18 protein-coding genes, 1 other RNA gene and 1 pseudogene are annotated in these 20378 nt (G+C 41.5%); 11 read left to right on the top strand and 9 right to left on the bottom strand.

Going from position 1 to position 20378, the window contains the following annotated elements; translation table 11 throughout:
• Window positions 1-12: 12 nt before the first annotated feature.
• Window positions 13-1266 carry a 2-oxoglutarate dehydrogenase complex dihydrolipoyllysine-residue succinyltransferase gene (gene odhB / locus DIC78_RS20905; protein WP_059293272.1) on the top strand — a complete coding sequence of 418 codons (1254 nt, stop codon included), beginning with the start codon at window positions 13-15 and terminating at the stop codon, window positions 1264-1266.
• A gap of 57 nt (window positions 1267-1323) precedes the next feature.
• Here odhB and DIC78_RS20910 read toward each other — a convergent pair whose 3' ends face one another.
• Window positions 1324-2289, bottom strand: a complete 966-nt coding sequence (locus tag DIC78_RS20910; RefSeq protein ID WP_101860559.1) for a bile acid:sodium symporter family transporter — start codon at window positions 2287-2289, stop codon at window positions 1324-1326.
• A 240-nt stretch (window positions 2290-2529) separates the two neighbouring features.
• On the opposite strand from DIC78_RS20910, the gene DIC78_RS20915 reads away from it, so the two are divergent.
• Window positions 2530-3867, top strand: a complete 1338-nt coding sequence (locus tag DIC78_RS20915) for a sodium-dependent transporter (protein ID WP_106021281.1) — start codon at window positions 2530-2532, stop codon at window positions 3865-3867.
• 31 nt (window positions 3868-3898) lie between these two features.
• On the opposite strand, the gene DIC78_RS20920 is transcribed toward DIC78_RS20915, so the two are convergent.
• From DIC78_RS20920 to dhaS, 3 genes are all read right to left on the bottom strand, one after another.
• Window positions 3899-4744, bottom strand: coding sequence for a superoxide dismutase (locus tag DIC78_RS20920; protein WP_127696865.1), 846 nt, complete (start codon window positions 4742-4744; stop codon window positions 3899-3901).
• Window positions 4734-6632, bottom strand: coding sequence for a terpene cyclase/mutase family protein (locus DIC78_RS20925; protein WP_106021278.1), 1899 nt, complete (start codon window positions 6630-6632; stop codon window positions 4734-4736). Before DIC78_RS20925 ends, DIC78_RS20920 begins: the two co-directional genes overlap by 11 nt.
• Before the next feature lie 99 nt (window positions 6633-6731).
• A complete protein-coding gene (gene dhaS, locus DIC78_RS20930; RefSeq protein WP_095713099.1) occupies window positions 6732-8219 on the bottom strand; it encodes an aldehyde dehydrogenase DhaS in 1488 nt (495 codons plus the stop codon).
• Window positions 8220-8447: 228 nt separating this feature from the next.
• On the opposite strand from dhaS, the gene DIC78_RS20935 reads away from it, so the two are divergent.
• From DIC78_RS20935 to DIC78_RS22225, 9 genes and pseudogenes are all read left to right on the top strand, one after another.
• A complete protein-coding gene (locus tag DIC78_RS20935) occupies window positions 8448-8651 on the top strand; it encodes a DUF6501 family protein (RefSeq protein ID WP_024121722.1) in 204 nt (67 codons plus the stop codon).
• A gap of 384 nt (window positions 8652-9035) precedes the next feature.
• Entirely contained in the window at window positions 9036-9380 is a 345-nt protein-coding gene (locus DIC78_RS20940) for a PH domain-containing protein (protein ID WP_024121720.1), read from the top strand.
• 122 nt (window positions 9381-9502) lie between these two features.
• Window positions 9503-9994: a TraR/DksA family transcriptional regulator gene (locus tag DIC78_RS20945; RefSeq protein WP_127696866.1), complete on the top strand. Its 492-nt coding sequence runs from the start codon at window positions 9503-9505 to the stop codon at window positions 9992-9994.
• A gap of 151 nt (window positions 9995-10145) precedes the next feature.
• Complete coding sequence (azoJ, locus tag DIC78_RS20950) at window positions 10146-10772, top strand: FMN-dependent NADH-azoreductase AzoJ (RefSeq protein WP_127696867.1); 627 nt, start codon at window positions 10146-10148, stop codon at window positions 10770-10772.
• A 230-nt stretch (window positions 10773-11002) separates the two neighbouring features.
• Window positions 11003-11189: non-coding RNA, 6S RNA (ssrS, locus tag DIC78_RS20955), on the top strand.
• 143 nt (window positions 11190-11332) lie between these two features.
• A complete protein-coding gene (recQ, locus tag DIC78_RS20960; protein ID WP_095713096.1) occupies window positions 11333-13120 on the top strand; it encodes a DNA helicase RecQ in 1788 nt (595 codons plus the stop codon).
• 236 nt (window positions 13121-13356) lie between these two features.
• Window positions 13357-14220 (top strand): LysM peptidoglycan-binding and 3D domain-containing protein, encoded by an 864-nt coding sequence (locus tag DIC78_RS20965; protein ID WP_095713095.1) that lies wholly within the window; start codon window positions 13357-13359, stop codon window positions 14218-14220.
• 683 nt (window positions 14221-14903) lie between these two features.
• Window positions 14904-15368 (top strand): sodium:solute symporter family transporter, encoded by a 465-nt coding sequence (locus DIC78_RS21935; protein ID WP_223203880.1) that lies wholly within the window; start codon window positions 14904-14906, stop codon window positions 15366-15368.
• Window positions 15355-15431 (top strand): annotated as a pseudogene (locus DIC78_RS22225) (lipoprotein); the annotation flags it as partial. The gene DIC78_RS21935 and the pseudogene DIC78_RS22225, both read left to right, overlap by 14 nt.
• 325 nt (window positions 15432-15756) lie before the next feature.
• Here the strand turns inward: DIC78_RS22225 and desR are convergent.
• The 5 genes from desR to DIC78_RS20995 all read right to left on the bottom strand — a co-directional run bounded on the left by desR (window position 15757) and on the right by DIC78_RS20995 (window position 20362).
• Window positions 15757-16356 (bottom strand): two-component system response regulator DesR, encoded by a 600-nt coding sequence (gene desR, locus DIC78_RS20975; protein WP_010334571.1) that lies wholly within the window; start codon window positions 16354-16356, stop codon window positions 15757-15759.
• An 18-nt stretch (window positions 16357-16374) separates the two neighbouring features.
• Entirely contained in the window at window positions 16375-17487 is a 1113-nt protein-coding gene (desK, locus tag DIC78_RS20980) for a two-component sensor histidine kinase DesK (RefSeq protein ID WP_024121713.1), read from the bottom strand.
• Window positions 17488-17606: 119 nt separating this feature from the next.
• On the bottom strand, window positions 17607-18665 hold the full coding sequence (gene desA, locus DIC78_RS20985; RefSeq protein ID WP_095713094.1) for a Delta(5) desaturase DesA: 1059 nt from the start codon (window positions 18663-18665) through the stop codon (window positions 17607-17609).
• Between the two features lie 157 nt (window positions 18666-18822).
• A complete protein-coding gene (locus DIC78_RS20990) occupies window positions 18823-19800 on the bottom strand; it encodes a S66 family peptidase (RefSeq protein ID WP_106021270.1) in 978 nt (325 codons plus the stop codon).
• A gap of 64 nt (window positions 19801-19864) precedes the next feature.
• Complete coding sequence (locus DIC78_RS20995; RefSeq protein ID WP_024121710.1) at window positions 19865-20362, bottom strand: hypothetical protein; 498 nt, start codon at window positions 20360-20362, stop codon at window positions 19865-19867.
• Between the last annotated feature and the right edge of the window lie 16 nt (window positions 20363-20378).

Raw genomic sequence — 20378 nt, forward strand, 5'->3', positions numbered from 1 at the left:
GGAAATGAAAAAATGGCGGAAATTAAGGTACCTGAATTAGCAGAATCAATCTCAGAAGGAACAATAGCCCAATGGTTAAAGCAGCCCGGTGATTATGTAGAACAGGGTGAATATCTGCTTGAACTTGAAACGGATAAAGTAAATGTTGAATTGACAGCAGAAGAATCGGGTGTTCTTCAAGAGGTATTGAAAGATTCGGGTGATACCGTCCAAGTTGGAGAAATTATCGGTACCATTACAGAAGGCGCGGGTGAAAGTTCTGCCCCTGCTCCTTCAGAGAAGGCTGAAAGCAAAGAAAGTGAAAAAGAAGAAAAGCAAGCTGAACCAGCGGCGCAAGAAGTGAGCCAGGAAGCGCAAACTGAAGCAAAATCAAGAACAATCGCATCTCCTTCTGCACGTAAGCTGGCGAGAGAGAAAGGGATTGACCTGTCTCAGGTTCCGACTGGCGACCCGCTTGGAAGAGTGCGCAAACAGGATGTTGAGGCGTATGAAAAACCGGCTGCGAAACCAGCTCCTCAGCAAAAACAGCAGCCGCAGGCTCAAAAAACACAGCAAAGCTTTGAAAAGCCTGTTGAAGTGCAAAAAATGTCACGCCGCAGACAGACAATCGCAAAACGTCTAGTCGAAGTACAGCAAACATCTGCGATGCTGACTACATTTAATGAAGTTGACATGACGGCTGTTATGAATCTTAGAAAACGCCGCAAAGACCAATTCTTTGAGCAAAATGAAGTGAAGCTCGGCTTTATGTCTTTCTTTACAAAAGCTGTTGTAGCGGCTTTGAAAAAATATCCGCTCTTGAATGCAGAAATTCAAGGCGATGAGCTGATTGTTAAAAAATTCTATGATATCGGAATCGCTGTCGCAGCTGAGGAAGGACTTGTCGTTCCAGTTGTACGTGATGCAGACCGCCTGACATTTGCAGGCATTGAAAAAGAAATCGGCGAGCTTGCGAAAAAAGCGAGAAGCAATAAATTGACCCTTGGTGAGCTGCAAGGAGGCTCATTTACAATTACAAACGGAGGGACTTTCGGTTCACTCATGTCGACACCGATTTTAAACAGCCCTCAAGTTGGTATCCTGGGTATGCATAAGATTCAGCTGCGCCCTGTCGCAATTGATGAAGAACGTTTCGAAAACCGTCCGATGATGTACATTGCATTATCTTATGATCACCGGATCGTAGATGGTAAAGAAGCAGTTGGATTCCTTGTCACAATTAAAAACTTACTAGAAGATCCTGAACAGCTTTTGTTAGAGGGATAAAACAAAAAAGGTACATCACGGATAAACGTGATGTACCTTTTTATATACAATAGAATGTTAAAGAGTCAGTTCTGTGCTGTTTGAATCTTCTTTTGGATTCTTACCTTTTTTAGACCAATATGTAGCGAGCAGGGAGCCCGAAAGGTTGTGCCATACACTGAAAATCGCGCTCGGAACGGCAGATAGCGGTGAAAAATGTGCCGTGGCAAGTGCTGCGCCAAGCCCTGAGTTTTGCATGCCGACTTCAATTGCAATTGCTTTTTGAGACGCATAATCCATTTTTAACAGCTTTGCACATAGAAATCCCAGTAAATATCCAAACCCGTTGTGCAGGATAACTACTGAAAAAATAAGCAAACCTGATTGAAGCAGGTTTTCCCGGTTGCCGCTTACAACAGCTGACACAATGGCAACGATACCGATGACTGAAACAAGCGGCAGGGCATGAACGGCTTTTGCGACCTGTTTTTTGAAAAATATTTTGACGACTAGGCCTGCAATGATTGGAATCAATACAGCCTGCAAAATCGAAATAAATAACGAGCCAGGTGAGACAGGCAGCCATTCCTTGGCAAACAGCATAATCAAAACCGGCGTCAAAACCGGTGCCAACAAGGTGGAAATCGTTGTGACAGCAACAGACAGGGCCGTATTGCCTTTTGCTAAAAATGTCATAACATTAGAGGCAGTTCCACCGGGACAGCAGCCAACGAGAATAACGCCTACCGCGATTTCCGAGGGGAGATGCAGGCCATATGCTAAGCCGAAAGCAACAAGCGGCATAATCGTATATTGGGCAATCACTCCGATAATGACGTACAAAGGTTTTCTGATCAGCTCTTTAAAATCATCGGTTTGCAGTGTTAGCCCCATTCCAAACATAATAATGCCAAGAAAAATCGTAATATAAGAACTGATCCAAGAAAATAATGACGGGAAAGAAAATCCGAGCACGGCAAAAACAATGACCCAGATTCCGAAGGTTTGTCCCGCGAAATGACTTATCTTTCTGATGTTTTCCATAAAAACACTCCTCATACACTGATCAAGAACTCCAGCAGAAATCCTTACAGATTTTTTGGTATTCCCCTATTATAATTAATTTTCTGAATAATTCAATATTGATAGATTGACTGTGATCTGATATATTCATGGAGATAGATGATAAATATATTATGTAAACTAATCAAAATATTCTTGACTATATAGGTAGATATTCTTACAATGAACCTTTAAACTGTTTTGGAAAATAGGAGTGATAGGGTGAAGGAAGCTAATCAATGGTCTTCGAAGCTGGGCTTTATTTTAGCTGCGGCTGGATCGGCTATCGGTCTCGGTGCAATATGGAAATTCCCATATGTAGCAGGCACCAGCGGAGGAGGTGCGTTTTTATTTATTTTTATTTTATTTACAATTTTAATCGGACTGCCATTATTGCTTGGTGAATTCATCATAGGCAGAAAAACACAGCAAGATGCCGTCCAATCCTATAAATCTCTTGCTCCAGGGTCTAAGTGGCATTGGATAGGCTATTTGGGCATGGCGACGTGCTTTATTCTGTTATCATTCTACAGCGTAGTCGGCGGATGGATTTTAAATTACATTTTTAAAGGCTTTACCGGCGGTTTATCGCATACGTCAGGATTTGATACGCTGTTTGCGAATACTATTTCAAATCCTTATTTGGCTGTAGGAGGCCAGCTGCTGTTTATGCTGGTCACAATTTTGGTTGTCGCAAAAGGTGTAAGCAGCGGAATTGAAAAAGCAAGCCAAATTTTAATGCCGGCGCTTTTTATATTATTTATCATTTTAATGGTGCGTTCAGTTACACTTCATGGAGCGATAGAAGGTATTAAGTTTTTCCTGACACCTGATATCTCTGCGATTGACGCCAATACGATATTATATGCGATGGGCCAGTCCTTCTTCTTATTAAGTGTCGGTGTATCTGTAATGGTAACGTATAGTGCTTATCTAGAGAAACAAGAAAATCTGGTGCAGTCTGCTGTATCTGTTACGGTTTTGAATGTCCTTGTCGCCATTATGGCGGGAATCGCGATCTTTCCAGCTGTTTTTTCATTCGGTCTCAAACCGGACCAAGGGCCTGTTCTGTTATTTAATGTGCTGCCGACTGTGTTTAATCAAATGCCGTTCGGAATTGTCTTTTTATTAGCATTTTTAATTCTATTTTTATTTGCTGCACTGACATCTGCCTTTTCAATGCTTGAAATTTTGGTCGCTGTGCTTTCTAAAGGCGATGTGAGTAAAAGAAAACGATTTGCCTGGCTCGGCGGGATTGCTATCTTTCTGGTCGGCGTACCGTCTGCGTTATCCTACGGGGTTTTAAGTGATGTTACCATTTTTCACATGTCTATTTTTGACGCAGCTGATTTTCTGGTCAGCAATATTTTAATGCCGTTAGGAGCGTTATTGATTTCTATCTTTGTACCGTTAAAAATACCGAAAGAGGATTTGTTTAACGAGCTGAAAAGCGGCTCAAACCTCAAGCGAAAGTGGTTTGCGGTTTGGCTTCTGCTGATACGTTATCTTTCACCTGTTGCGATCATTATTGTATTTTTACATGTATTAGGTGTTTTTTAAAAAATGAAGCCCCCTGGAAAAGGGGGCTTTTTTAATAGAGTTTCCATACAACTTCTTTTGCCTGTTCAAAACGTTTTTCGGCTTCACGCCAATCGACTACATTCCACCAATGATCAACATAGCTCCCGCGGTCATTTTTATATTGCAAATAGTAAGCATGTTCCCATACATCAAGCGGCAAAAGAGGGATAACATCCCACTGGCTGAAGTGCTGGTGCTTCTCTGCAGCTAAAATCTCAAGCCGTCCGGAACGAGGGGACCAGACAAGAATGGCCCACCCGACACCCTCCACTTTTTTTGCAGCTTGGGTAAAATGCTCCTTAAAGGCCGAATAGCTTCCAAATGAAAGATCGATCATTTGAAATAATGCTCCAGTAGGACGTCTTTTTCCGTTTGGATGCATAGAAAACCAAAAAATACTGTGCAAATAATGGCCAGCTCCATGAAATGCCAGCTCTCTTTCCCAATGAGTGATCAAGTCATAGTTCTTTGAAGCTCTGGCATTCTTAAGCTCCAATTCTGCTTTATTCAGTCCGTCAACATAGCTTTGATGATGCTTTGTATGATGAAGCACCATAATATCACGTGAAATATAAGGTTCTAAAGCGGAGTACTTGTACGGAAGCTTTGGGAGAACATGTTTTCCTATAGGAACGAAGGCGCGTCTTTCACCTGTTTCTTCTGATTGTGTAATATCACGATAGAGTGTGACGGCCTGCTGATACCACTCTTCTTCTGTCGTCTGGTCATCCTCCAGCGCTTCAATCATCTTTTCGATTTGATCCTCAAATCGATCAAGCTGTCCTCGTTTTTGAATCTGATCTTTTAAGGCTTCACACCAATTGAACATCTCGGTTTGATAAGATTCACGTTTCATTTGCTGTCTCCTTTTCAATAGAATTCAAATACTTGCTGACAGCCAACAAAGGGAACACATAAGGGTAACTATGGTAACGAATATAAAATTGCTTTGGCAGCCCGATACCCACTGGATAAGTCAAGCTTCTACCGTCATGAGAACTGTTATCCATGAGGTAATTCATCCCTTTCACAATTGCTGGATGACTGGGTTTTTCAAATTGTAATAAAGCATCTAAAGCCCATGCAGTTTGTATAATGGTTCCTTCTTTAAGCGGCACATAGGTTTTGACCTCAGCGCTTTTGCAGGATTCACCCCAGCTGCCGTCATCATTTTGTACGGTTTTGAGCCACCGGATTGCCTTTTGTATCGAAGGATGTGTTCGAACAACTCCGCAGGCGTGCATACCGGTCAAGGCAGCCCATGTGCCATAAATGTAGCAAACACCCCATCGTCCGTACCAAGATCCATTACGTTCCTGGTTTTCAAAAAGCCAGTTCACAGCACGCTGAATGTGGTGATGTTTAACTGAAAAGCCAGCTTTTTCACCTAAAAAGTGCAGCACACGCCCGGTAAGGTCGGCGGTTGAGGGATCAACAGCCGCATCCTCGGCGGATTCAAGCGGGAGGTGGCGGATAAGAGGGTGGTTCACATTTTTTTCAAAGGCGGAAAACCCTCCATCATTGTTCTGCATCGATAAAAGCCAAGCCACACCTCGCTCCCAAGAAGAAGGAGAGAAGTTGCGGGGAATTGCTTTTAAGACGGCTGCGGTGTCGTCACAATCAGGATTATTCGTGTTGATATTTGAAAATCCCCAGCCGCCTGGAGATACATTTGGATTTTTGACAGACCAATCTGCTATCTTCGTATGCTGCCGCTTTTGTAAAAAAGAAGCGGCTTTTGTAATTGGACCGTCTGTTTCGGCAACGCCGTTTTGCTGGAGCGCATAGGTGATTAATGCAGTATCCCAAACAGTGGATGTGGAATTTTCTAAGTAAGGAATGCCGCCGCATTCAGTCACCAATGCTTTGATGCCATTTATTGCCCTTCGGATGACCGGTGAATGGCGTGACACACCAAGTGACAGAAGGCTGTATACCATAAATATTGTGGCGCTTGCATAACTGTACAGTGTGCCGTCTTCTTCAATCCGGTCAAGCATATACGTTTTAGCTGTGTGTAAGCCCAGCTCCTGAAGAGCAAAGGGTGCACGAAAAATGCGCTTCCAATGAGTCAGAACAGAAGAGAGGTCTCGCTCCTCGAAAGCATCGGAACGGAGCCAAGTCAAAGGATTTTTTGTCATGTGCGGGTCGAGGTGGCGGAGAGATTGAATTTTGCGGTTTTTTAGTGTGAATCGCTGATTGAGTGTTACGGCCATTGGAGCAAAGTGTATACGGGCATATGTGCTGAACTGATAAAAATGAACCGGGAATGTTGGGGGAATTGCTAAAAGCGACAATGGCAAATATAAAGCGGGCCAAGGGTAAAGGCCATTTGCTGCAAGCATCCATTTTGTCATAAAATGAATATTTCTCAAGCCGCCATGTGATGCAATGAATTGTTCAGCTTTTTTCATGTGCGGATCAGTTCGATGGCAGCATCCTGAAGCCAGCATTCCGACATATCCTTGGACGGTAGCTGTTATATTGCCGTCTGTTTCGTCAGGAAAATTGTTAAACGTTCCGTCTGGCTGCTGATTTTCGCGAATGCCGGCTGCAAGCGCCGAAATGAGTTCTTTTTCATTTTCACCTTCATCAAGTGAGGTGAGGAGCAGAATAAAAAAAGAATTCGTCATGATTGGCCCTTCAAAGCAAAATGTCCAAGAACCGTCATCATTTTGCCTATCTTTCAGCTCTGAAATGGTGTTTTGCTGATAGCGCCTCACCTTCTTCTGAAGTGTGCTCATCCCGCTCAACTCCTTCAGAAGATATATATTCACCTGCTTTTGCCGCCATTACTGAAAGAAAAAAACTGCTGGCTGGCAGCAGTTTTTTTGAAAAACCTTTTAGTCCTCAAGATTAATCCATACACTCTTGACTTCTGTGTAGTTATCTAGAGCATAGGAGCCCATTTCTCTTCCGAGTCCGGATTGTTTATAACCGCCGAATGGGGAAGCTGCGTCAAACACATTATAGCAGTTTACCCAGATAGTCCCGGCTTGAAGACGATCTGCGATATAATGGGCTTGTTTTACATTCTCGGTCCATAGTCCGGCAGCAAGTCCGTATTCAGAATGGTTAGCACGTTCAATGACTTCATCCACTGTTTCATATGGTATGGCCGTCAGGACTGGTCCGAAAATTTCTTCTTTAGCGATGGTCATATCGTCTTCTACATTCGCAAACACAGTCGGCGCGACAAAGTATCCTTCTTCATAAGGGCAGCTTCCGCCAGTGACAGCTTTAGCTCCTTCATCTTTCCCTTTTTGAATATAAGAAAGAACGCGTTCATGCTGCTCCTTGCTCACGAGCGGGCCGATTTGGGTATCTTTATGAAGTCCGGCTCCTTGGCGGAGTGATTCAGCATAAGACACCATCTCATTGACAACTTCATCATACTGGTCTTTATGAATAAAGACGCGTGAGCCCGCACAGCAGACTTGGCCTTGGTTAAACATGACACCGTTTAAAGCGCCTGGAATGGCTTTTTTCAAATTCGCATCCGGGAGCAGGATATTAGGTGATTTTCCGCCCAGTTCCAGGGTGACCCGCTTAATGCTTTTTGCCGCCGTGCCCATGATTTTCTTTCCGATTTCTGTTGATCCGGTAAAGGCAATTTTATCAACCGCTTCATGGTTGGTAAGTGCTTCTCCCGCATCCTCACCGAATCCCGGAATGATATTGATGACACCGTCAGGGAAACCGGCTTTATCAATTAACTCAGCCAAATAAAGAGCTGAAAGCGGGGTTTGCTCAGCAGGCTTAAGCACAATGGTACAGCCGGTTGCAAGAGCCGCCCCCATTTTCCACATCGCCATAAGAAGCGGGAAATTCCATGGGATGATTTGCCCGACGACGCCGACAGGCTCATGGCGTGTATAATTAAAATAGGAGCCGGAAACAGGGATTGTCTGCCCTGTTATTTTTGTACACCAGCCTGCGTAATAGCGCATATGCTCAATAGCCAGCGGAATATCTCCATTTGTTGTTTCGTTTATTGGTTTTCCGTTATCAAGGGTTTCAAGCTGGGCAAGCTCAGTTTTATGCTCTTCCATTAAATCTGCCAGCTTATACATCAGTCTGCTTCTCGATGCTGGAGACATTGTTCTCCACTCGCCTTGATCAAAGGCTTTGCGGGCAGCTTTAACGGCTTTGTCCACATCCTCTGCCTGGGCTTCATACAGCGTCATTAAGGTTTCGCCTGTCGCCGGGTTGGGCGTGTCAAAGGTTGCCCCTGAGGCACTGGGAACAAACTTTCCATCAATATAAAGCTTCTTTGTTCCCTGTAAAAATGTCTCCAGCCTTTTACTCACTTGCATCGTTAAAGAACTCATTCGTAACAAACCTCCAGTCATTTTTATGGTCTGTTCTGAGATTCTTGGTGATAGTATGGATATTGCTTCATTGAAGAGCAGGAATTAGCTGTGATCGTTACTGTGGAAGTAAGCGTATACAAACATTCTATACTAGAAAACAAGGCAAAATCAATGAATAACCGATATTGCAATTTACAAAAGAAAAAAGCTACAATAGGCTTATAGACAAGTAAAGGAGATTTCATCATGATACATAAAAATTGGCTTGAAAAAGAAACCATTAAAAAAGTAAAGTGTGTTCAGACAAACGCAAAAAAATACATTGTAAATCGCGTATTAACTCCAGGGAAAGAATATGAAGTGAAGAATGAAACAGAGGAATTTCTGTTTGTCGTCGATAATACAAATAAAATCGGCGGTTACTATAAAGAATATTTTGAAGAGGTATAATCACCGATCGAATTCCTGAGGGAGAAGAAACAGAAGATGTCACAATTGAAGATACGGATGGTTATGCAAAGGACCGCAGCTAAGCTGCGGTTCTTCTTTGATTCAAAAAGGGAAAATAAAACAGATACACAAAAGAAACATTAAAAAACTCATTTTTCAAAAAATATTTACGGAAAATGAAACTTTTTTCTCTTTTGGTGCGTACTACATGATGACAACAATTCAAAAGACAAGAAACAAATCAAAAATTTGAAAAATGTAATCTGTTCGTAATGGTTTAAATGTCTTCTATGTCGTATTCTTATATAGGGATAAAGGACTTATTTTATTTAATGTAATCTCGTCATAAGAAAAATAGATAAATGCAGAAAGAGGGGTTCTTCATTGGGTATTTTTTCTGTTAGCAGATCAACTGACGCAAAGAAGCTTGAAGCTTTGCTCGTTGAAGGGGAAAGAATAGAATCGATTTATAAGCTCCGGGTTGACCAAATTTGCTTTACAAACAAACGTATCATTTTCTTTGATAATAAGGTGTTTTCTAAAAAGAAGGTTCGTGTATTTCTTCCATATAAAACGATTGAAAGCTTTGCCATTCAAGAAGCGGGAATGTTTGATCCCGATACTGGACTTTTATTAATGACAAGAAGCAAAACCTTTGAATTAGAATTTGCGAAAGATACCGATTTAAGCGAAGTGCAAGCGGTGCTGACAAAGTATTTATGCAGCTGAATAAAACTGACTGAGGCCAGCCGTCCCAAAGAATGGTTTGGCTTTTTTTGTGCCATAAAAACGCTTTTTTGGTTTGTCAGTATTCAAAACTGGGAACAGAGAAAAAAAAGGAGAGGATACACATGGCACTGACTAAAGAACAAACTCAGCATCTCTACCATAAATTGCTTGATATGCAAAAAGAATTGTCTGGCGAAAAAAAGAAAACACAATCAATGACTGAAGAAGTAGGAGAGCTGTCTAATGGGGTCGATAACCATATGGCTGACCACGGAACGCTTGTAACAGACCGCATGACAGACCAAACGGTAAAAGAAATAGACCGGGAACTTTTGGAGGAGGTTAATCAGGCTTTACAAAAGATAAAAGACGGAACGTACGGCATTTGTGAAAAAACAGGTCAAGACATTCCGTACGAAAGATTGGAAGCTGTTCCGTACGCAAGAATGACAGTGGAAGCCCAAGATGATGTAGAGGACGATTTGGAAACGGATGCTCCGTCATTCGAAAGGGAGTTTCATGAACAGGTCAAAGATCTATCTAATAAAGAAACAATTGATCAAAAAAGCTCTCAAACGTATGAGATTTTAGACCGTGAGCAGGATTCAAACTGAAAATGGCAAGCAAGTACACCGATATGAAGTGTACTTGCTTTTTTTTATGAAAAAAATCTCATATTCGAAATAAAGTGATTGACTTTGCATAAAAAAGAAAGTAACATACTATTTGTAAGTTAATATAAAAAGTTTACCGGGAGGAATACAAATGTCTACAGTTTTATTTGTAAAATCAAGTGACCGTACAGCTGAAGAAGGTGTTTCAGTTAAACTATACGAAGCATTTCTAGCTGCATATAAAGAAAACAACCCTAATGATGAAGTGATTGAATTAGATCTTCATAAAGAAAACCTTCCTTACCTTGGAAGAGATATGATTAATGGAACATTTAAAGCAGGTCAAGGTATGGAAATGACTGAGGAAGAGAAAAAACAAGCTGCAACAGCTGACAAATATCTGAACCAATTTGTAAAAGCTGATAAAGTGGTGTTCGCATTCCCGCTTTGGAACTTCACAGTGCCAGCAGTGCTTCATACTTATGTGGATTACCTGTCTCGCGCAGGCGTTACATTCAAATACACACAAGAAGGACCAGTTGGTTTAATGGGCGGCAAAAAAGTTGCACTTCTTAACGCGCGCGGCGGCGTTTATTCAGAAGGGCCAATGGCTTCACTAGAAATGTCATTAAACTTCATGAAAACAGTTCTTGGTTTCTGGGGTGTTCAAGACTTGCACACAGTTGTCATCGAGGGACATAACGCAGCGCCTGATAAAGCACAAGAAATTGTTGAAAAAGGTTTACGAGAAGCGAAAGAGCTTGCTGTTAAATTTTAATGAATGAAGACTCCTATCCGTGAGATAGGAGTTTTTTTGCGTGTACATATTATATAGAAGAAAGTGATGACTTCTTGTCGTTAAAAAGCGCCGTTTTTTATTGTAATATATTTTTTGTTTGTCGAATCATTAGATATATTAGCGAAAAAACAGTTTTACGGACGGAAAAAAGTTTTTCTGAACAATTGATCTACCCCTTGATAAAATATGTCCGATGGTGTACTATATAAAAGAAGCTACTTTGTACGTATTGTTAATTAAGTTTTAACCTTTAAGCTGTAATAGGGAGTTTTATATCGAAGCCGGAATGTCATGCCTCCATTGTAGAGGACGACAGGAACGTTTCTGCAAACACCCACTTTGAGGAGTGGTGGTTTAAAACTTTCTTACTTGCATACGGCAAGATGTAGCGAAAGCCATTTCCTTTATGGAAATGGCTTTTTATTTTATCTGAAAAAGGATTTTTATATCGAAAATTCAATTTCCATCCGAGAAGAAATGCAGGGTTATTTTTTGTGATATGATGGGAGAAATTGAAGGAAAAGCGAGGGTTACACGTTATGTTACATAAAGCCCAATCTCTTTTGTCGCATTATTTCGGCTATGAAAAGCTGCGCAGAGGGCAGGAGGAAGCCATCCGTTCGGTGACAGAAGCGAGACAAAACACGGCCTGCATCATGCCGACGGGCGGGGGGAAATCAATTTGCTATCAAATTCCGGCACTGATGTTTGAAGGAACAACGATTGTCATTTCGCCGTTAATATCATTAATGAAGGATCAGGTTGATGCTCTTGAAGAAGCGGGAATCAGAGCTGCTTACATCAACAGCACGCAAACCAATCAAGAGATATATGAAAGGCTGAACGGGCTGAAAGAAGGAGCTTATAAGCTTTTTTACATTACACCAGAGCGGTTAACGTCAACAGAATTTATTCGTATTTTGCAAAGCATTGACGTTCCTTTAGTAGCAATAGATGAAGCGCACTGTATTTCTCAATGGGGCCATGATTTCAGGCCAAGCTACAGAAACATTGAAATTCTGTTTCGTGAGTTAAATGACAAACCCGTCATCATGGCATTAACGGCAACAGCAACACCTGAGGTGCATGATGATATATGCAGCCAGCTGCATATTCAAAAAGAAAACACGGTGTATACCGGTTTCTCCCGTGATAATCTGACTTTAAAAGTTGCAAAAGGGGAAAACAAAGATCGTTTTATTGAAGAGTATGTAAAAAGAAACAAACATGAAGCAGGCATTATCTATACCGCGACAAGAAAAGAAGCAGATCGGATATATGAGCGATTAAAACGAAATCAGGTCAGCGCAGGGCGGTATCACGGGGGCTTACAGGACGAAGTCAGAAAAGAACAACAGGAAAGGTTTCTGAACGATGAGATGCAGGTCATGGTTGCCACATCTGCTTTCGGCATGGGCATCGATAAATCAAATATCAGGTTTGTTCTTCATGCACAAATCCCGAAAGATATGGAAAGCTACTATCAGGAGGCGGGACGAGCTGGCCGGGATGGCCTCGACAGTGAATGTGTGCTTTTATTTTCTCCGCAGGATATTATGGTGCAGCGCTTTTTAATCGAGCAATCGGAAAATGAAGAGAAGCAAAAGCAGGACTTGAAAAAACTGCGGCAAATGGTTGACTACTGCCATACGGAAGATTGTCTGCAGCGATTTATTCTGATGTATTTCGGAGAAAAGGAGGCTGAAGCCTGCGGACAGTGCGGAAACTGCACAGATACAAGAACAGCCCATGACGTGACGAGAGAAGCGCAGATGGTCTTATCGTGTATCATTCGCATGAATGAACGTTTTGGGAAGACGATGGTTGCCCAGGTGCTCGCTGGATCAAAAAATAAAAAAGTGCTCGAAAACGGCTTTAGCAGCCTTTCAACATACGGAATATTAAAGCACCAATCAGTTGGTGAAATCAGCGACTTCATTGAATTTCTGATCGCTGACGACTTTATTAGGATGTCAGATGGAACATTTCCGACTCTTTTTGTAAGCGGCAAAGGGAGAAATGTGCTGAGAGGCGAATTATCGGTAGCGAGAAAAGAAGCATTAAAAGCAGAAGCCATTACGGAAAATGACGAGCTATTTGAACGGCTGCGCACCTTACGCAAGCAAATTGCGGCGGAGCAGGGTGTTCCACCTTTTGTCGTTTTTTCTGATCAGACGCTGAAAGATATGTCAGGAAAACAGCCTGTAAATGATGAGGAACTTTTGTCTATAAAAGGAGTCGGAGAACAAAAAAGAGCAAAATATGGCCGGCTTTTTTTAGAAGAAATACAAGCTTATGTACAGGTGACAGACTCAAAAAAAGCATAAATCAACCTATTTTTCTTTGAAAAACACATTTTCTTTTCTTTTTTTTGACCCGAACTTAAAAGACTTGAAAAGCCTATTATATCAAGGGTTCAGTAAGACTTTCCAACGGAGAGAAATCCTTCATGTAAAGGAACTGTAATCTAAATCATATCTTTTTGTTATTGATTTGACATTTACATGTGTTACGATATCACCTGTTAGCCGCCAATAAAAAGCTAACAAGGGAGGATTTACTTATGAAGAAGACGATTATGTCCTTTGTAGCAGTTGCAGCACTTTCAACAACTGCATTCGGAGCTCACGCTTCTGCAAAAGAAATCACGGTGCAAAAGGGTGATACGCTCTGGGGGATCTCTCAGAAAAACGGAGTGAACCTAAAGGACCTAAAAGAATGGAACAAGTTAACTTCTGATACAATCATTGCGGGAGAAAAACTGACCATTTCTTCAGAAGAAACAACCACTTCTGGGCAATATACAATTAAAGCGGGAGATACGCTTTCTAAGATTGCTCAAAAATTCGGTACGACAGTTAACAACCTGAAAGTTTGGAATAACTTAAGCTCTGACATGATCTATGCTGGATCTGCACTTTCAGTAAAAGGTCAGGCAACAGCAACAAACACAGTGACTGAGAATGCGCAAACAAGCGCACCTCAAACTGAAACAAAACAAGAGGCTGTGCAAAAAGAGCAACCTAAACAAGAAGCTGTTCAACAGCAACCAAAACAAGAAACAAAGGCTGCAGCAGAAACTTCTGTTAAAACAGAAGAAAAGGCTGTTGAATCTAATACAAATCAACAAGAAGCGGCAAAAGAACTAACTGTTACTGCTACTGCTTACTCTGCTAACGACGGCGGCATTTCCGGCGTTACAGCAACAGGCATCGACTTAAACAAGAACCCGAATGCTAAAGTTATTGCGGTTGATCCAAACGTGATTCCGCTAGGTTCTAAAGTCTATGTTGAAGGTTATGGAGAAGCAACAGCAGCAGACACTGGCGGCGCAATAAAAGGAAATAAAATTGACGTATTTGTACCAAACAAAAGTGATGCACATAATTGGGGCGTCAGAACAGTAAGTGTAAAAGTGTTAAATTAATAGAATAGATGAAGATAAAGGACATGTAGCTCTAAGCTCGTGTCCTTTTTTTGTTTTTTAGAGACGTAAAACATAATACGCTGATAAAAGAAAAATTGTGCTCTTTCTGATTTCGATGAATAGAAGGTAAACGCTCCTGTCATCTACTGTCTTTGCAGAAGGTGTGCTGTTACTTTGATTAATGGACAAAGCTACGCGGGCTCTATGACAGCATGTCTTGGGAAGCAAGTGCGCCGCCCGCGTTACTTAAAAACAGGAGTCATGGCGATACCTGATTTTTTGGAGCAGCGATTTGATCATAGGTTATGCTGTTTCATTCCAGCAACAGTGCTGTATTCAAGGCTCTTGTCTTCCGCTTTACGGAGACGTTTGGCATCAGCACGTTCATGGCGGTTTAGCTGATTTCCTTCATTATTGCATAACGACTGCTACATTTTTTTGGCGGGCTGATAGCAGCTGCTTTTAGCAGATGTGATATACGGAATTGGTTTAATTTCCGGCGATTTTTTTATTGTGGTTCTCGGTGTTCTTGCAGTCGAAGATGGCAGCTTTGGGAGCGGAATTGCAAGACTGACTGCATTACATAATTGAAAAACTCAATCAATCGATATTCGTAATTCGGCAGATGTATCCCGGCCGACGATTTGAACAGGTTTATTAGTGAATCACCTGTATTATGAACCATGCAATTTGTTCAGCGTGCGTTAGGCGCTAAACATTCAGATGAAGGCCAGAAGGGGGCTTTTAAACTGATCGGAGTGTATTATATAGTAGTTCCGGGAGTGACTGCCTTTTCATTTGTATGGCTTCGGAATAGAAATGCTGACAGTGTATACCCTCGATTGATCATCGACTTATCGCCAGCGTCACTTACTGGTGTTTTTGCCGCTATTTTATTCAGGGCGATTTTAAGCTCTTTCAGTGGGGCTTTAAACAGTACAGTTACCTTGTTTACATTAAATATATACAAGCCAATGTTCAAGCCAGATGATGGTAAAGGTGAAATTGTCAAATCAGGGCGCATTTTTGTTGCAGCCTCGGGATTGTATCCATGTCATAGCACCATTTGTTTTATACGCGCCATAGAGCTATACAGCTATCATCAAGAGGTGGACGGTATGTCAATGAACAATGAATGGCGAAAATGACGCCTTGGTTTATCAAAGAAAACACCAGACTATGAAGAAGTGAAGAGGCAAGAAACTAATTAGAGGAGTAGATCATGTGTTTACTCCTCTTTTCTTCTGTCTATAAAAGTTCCGTGTGTTATGCCTTCCAGTATAGAATCTTCAAGAGATGATCAGGTTCTTTAATGTACCCGTGGCTTCTTTACGAAAAAAGTACCGGCATTTGCTGCGGTTTCAAAATTGAATACAAGCCTGATTATGACCCGCAGGTTGATATTACACAATGGAAGCACGTCAAGCTGGCGTCATGTGTTATTTTCATTCTTGGAGCGGCAACATATCTCCTGTTTCAGCGTGGGGAGTAGCAGATGAACAAAAGAGGATCTTGGACATATGCCCAGATCCTCTTTTACTTAAACCAGCCTTTTTCCTTTGAGCGCGTAATGGCTTCTATACGGTTTTTCACTTCAAGCTTTTCCAGAATCATAGAGATATAATTTCGCACCGTCCCGCTTTTAATGCTGAGTTCTTGGGCGATTTCTTTTGTGTTTTTTCCGTCAGCCACAAGTTCGAGCACTTCTTTTTCTCTATCTGTGAGAGGGTTGGCCTCGCTATACATATCCTCCATCAGCTCAGGTGCGTAGATACGCTTTCCGTTCATGACGCTTCGGATGGCGCTCGCGAGCTCTTCACTCGGACTGTCCTTCAACAAATAGCCTTTAACACCGGCTTTAATGGCTCTCTGGAAGTAGCCGGGGCGGGCAAAAGTGGTTAAGATAATAATTTTGCAGCCTGTATCCTTTAACTCCTCAGCAGCTTCAAGGCCTGTCTTTCCGGGCATTTCAATGTCCATAATGCATACATCGGGCTGATGTTTTTTTGCGAATTCGACAGCATCCTGTCCGGTTGTTCCTTTGCCGACAACTTTCATATCGTCTTCTAAGTTCAATAGTGATCCTAAAGCGCCCAGCAGCATCTGCTGATCTTCCGCAATAAATATACTAATCATGTAAGCCATCCTTTTTGTTTATTTTGAGTTATTAGGAATCGTCATGGTAAGCTTGGTTCCGTTTTTGGTGTCGATGTGAAGGCTCCCGTTTGCAAATTCAAGACGCTCTCTCATACCGAGTAAGCCATGTCCTTTTGAAAAGCACGTGTCTCTTCCTTGAAATGTTCCATCGTCAGACACTGTAATAACAACTTCCTTCCAGAGCTCCTGAATATCAACTCGGCATGTTTTAGCCTGACTGTGTTTCACAACATTTGTGACAGCTTCCTTTAAGCACATGCTCAAAATATTTTCATTAAGCAATGAGATATTTTCGGGCAATTTCTCAACTTCGTAGATAAATGTAATGTCAGCAGCTTCGAGAATTTGTTTGATATTTATGATTTCATCCTTGAGCCGGATGCCTTTCATAGAGGATACGATTTTTCTTACTTCATTTAAAGAAGTTCTCGCTGTTTGCTGAACGCTTTTCAGCTCACGCGCTGCTTGTTCGGGATCTTTGTATATTAATTTTCTCGCCAAATCGCTTTTTAAACCGATAAGAGAAAGCTTTTGACCAAGCGTATCGTGGAGATCGCGGGCAATCCGCTGCCTTTCTTCTAATTTTACCAAATCGGCAATCCGTTCATTTGCAAATTCAAGTTTTTCTTCCAGCCGTTCGCGCTCCTTGCGGCTTCTGACACTGAACGGCAATAAAATTGCACTGATGAGGGTAATGACTACAAAAGGAATTTGTGTCAGAAAGAATTCTTTTTTTAACACAAGACTGAAATTCGCTGCGACAGCTGCGCTTATTAAATGTACGTAATATAAAATGTGGAAAGGGACGCGTTCTTTTATGTTTCCAATAAAATACGCAATAAAAAAAGCAAAATAAATATAACTGAACAGCGTAATGGAGGCGGTTGAAATGCCGATTAGCAGAAACGCCCACAAATAAATGGCCCAGCCTTTTGAGACAAAAGCAAATCGATAAACCGAAAAAAATAAAAGCGTCAAAATAATTCCGACGATAATAACAAATGTAGAAGATGATTTAAATATAAAGTAGAAGGGCAGGATGAAAAATATCGTCCATATATAAGGCGTGATCCCGCTTAGTTTTTGAAATGTAAAATGCTTTTTGATCATGATATAACCTCATTTTCAGCTTTTCATCTTAAATGTAACTTTACCATTGTAAAAGCCAGATTGCACCACCGAACAATAAAAAGGAAGTCTTCTTGTTGTATAAGAAGACCTCCTAATTGTCAGGCGTTCTCCCGCAGCTTTTGTTTTTCTGTTGAATCAGGCGGAAGGCGGAAAGATATTTGTTTGATATCCCGAAATGACACAAATTGTTTTTTGTCTTCATCCCAAAGACGGAATGCGAGTGATTGCAGGCTTGTTTTTAAGGTGATTGTCGGTACGTTTTTTAATGGTTCGTGATGTTCATGAGCAACTTCAAGCTTATAGTTCGGCACCTTTGGGCTCAAATGGTGAACATGGTGGTAACCGATATTGCCTGTCAGCCATTGAAGGAGTTTCGGGAGTTTATAAAATGAACTGCCTTCCACAGCGGCTTGAACGTAGCTCCAGTTTTCATCTGCTTCAAAATAAGAGTCTTCAAATGTATGCTGTACATAAAACAGCCACACGCCGATTGAACCTGAGATCAGAAAGATAGGGCCTTGCACCAGTAAAAACGATTGCCAGCCAAAGATCAGGCAGCAAACAGCAGCCAATGACACAATTGCCAGGTTTGTAAGGTACGTGTTCATACGCTCCTTACGTCTTGCGCCTTTTTTGTTAAAACGGTTGGTGATCAGAAAAACATAAATTGGTCCGAGAATAAACATGATAAACGGATTTCTATAAAGTCTGTATGCAAGTTTTGTGCGTCTAGGTGCGGCTTTATATTCGTTTACCGTTAACAGCCAGATGTCACCTGTTCCGCGTTTATCCAGATTGCTGCTGGTCGCGTGATGAATCGAATGGCTGTGCTGCCATTGAAGGTAAGGGAATAAAGTCAGAACACCTGTCAGAAAACCGAGAATATGGTTATAGCGCTTTTGTTTGAAAAATGATTGATGGCAGCAGTCATGAAAGATAATGAAAATTCTTGTCAAAAACCCTGAGGCAACCACTGTTAATGCTAAAGTAAGAAGATAGGAGACATTGAGGCTGAAATAAGCAAGAAACCACAGTCCGAAGAAAGGGATAAACGTGTTTAAAAGCTGAATCAGACTGTTTTTTGTTTCGGGCTGAGCAAAAGCAGCGACTTGCTTTGTCAGCAGTTTTTGTTTGTGTTTAAGGGTTGGTTCAGTCATAGTAAAGGATCCTCTCATTGTGTGTCTCGCTTAAGTATACGAAAGAGAAGGATGTCTTTGTAGTAGCACACATCATACATCATATATGACATTTGTCATGTGGACTGAGATGACGTGCAGATGTGAAAACAGCTTGTAAAAAGATTTTACAAGCTGTTTAATGTTTGTCGATCCATATTCGTGATGTACCCGAAACAGCTTCAAGCCTGCATGTTCCCCCAATAGGGAACGTGGCAATTGGAGAGGTATGCCCGGCATTTATGTTTGCGATGACGGGGAGGCCGGATAATTCTTTTTTTGTACCAACTATCGCTTTTACGTGATCTATTGATACGTTTGATGCTTTTTGGAACCTGCCGATCAATATCCCCTTTACATTTGAAAAAGAAGGGAGGTGGATGAGCGATTGTAAATCGCGGTCAAACATGTTTGCGTCCGACATATAATCATCCTCAATCAGTAAAATTGTATTTTCTGTTTCCGGAAAATACTCCGTTCCCTGCAGCAAATTAAGTGTACACAGGTTGCCGCCAATCAATGTGCCTTCAGCATAGCCATCCTGGATCACAATAGGACCGGAATGGGGATAAAAGTGCCTGTTTTCTTGATCTGAAAACCATTGGTCATCACTCCACTCTTGTGATGGCAGGATTTCAAAGGCTTCATCCGAAGCGCAGCAAGCCAGAAAATAATCTTTTATATAGTCCAATCCTTTTTTCATTGCAAACGTAGAAAAGTGGGGGCCTGAATATGTAACGAGACCGGTTTTTTGATAAATGGCATTGGCGAGAGCCGTAATATCGGAATAGCCGCAAAGAATTTTTGGATTCTGTTTGATTTTCTCGTAATCAAGATAACGCAGCAGCTGATTGCTGTTGAATCCGCCGAGTGTTGTTAAAATAGCTTTGACTTCGGGATCAAAAAAGGCGCTGTGCAGATCACTTACTCTTGATTCGATAGAGGATGACTGGAATTCGTTTAACTCCTCTGCGTATTCAGCAATGGTCACCCGAAAACCCAATCGTTCTAATGTCGTTTTTGCGTGCAACTTTGCTTCATTTGTTAATACGGACATGCTGGTGGCGGGAGACACGATTCGAATTTCGTCTCCCGGTTTCAGTTTGGGTGCAAACACTTCAGGTCCTCCTAAACAGTTTTACACCATTACAGCATATCTCGGCATATTCTTCCAGACTTTTTTAGAAATCCGTCCATTTAATGCTTCCTGATTGTGTATCGTAGTCAATGGATACTTCAAATTGATGCTTTTCATAAAAATGAATGAGTCTGTCCACATGATTCCAATCCCGTTTGGCTATGTCGCCGGTAACTTTCGGGATATTGCAGTCTCTGGCAATATCTTTTAAATATTTCATACAAATAGAACCGAAGCCGTAATTCGGAGGCCCTTTAATATCCCCAATATGAATGGCATCGTCCTGATAGGATGCTACAAGTGAAAAGCAGCTTTTCCCTCTATAAGCTGTTTCACAATCTGTGAGCATAATTTTGCATGTTTGGCCATCATCAATCGAGGAAACAATCATCCAATCTTCATCTTTCGATTGATCAATACCAAGCACTCTGGCATCTTTCGATAGATCCTTTATATTTTCCTGCATGCGATAAATTTGAAATTCTAAATGATTCAGCTCTTCTTCAAGCTCTTGGCGGTTTTTTTCCTTAGTGGTAATCAAAATCAAACCCCTTTCA

Origin of the sequence: Bacillus halotolerans (assembly GCF_004006435.1) — a bacterium.
GTDB lineage: Bacteria > Bacillota > Bacilli > Bacillales > Bacillaceae > Bacillus > Bacillus halotolerans.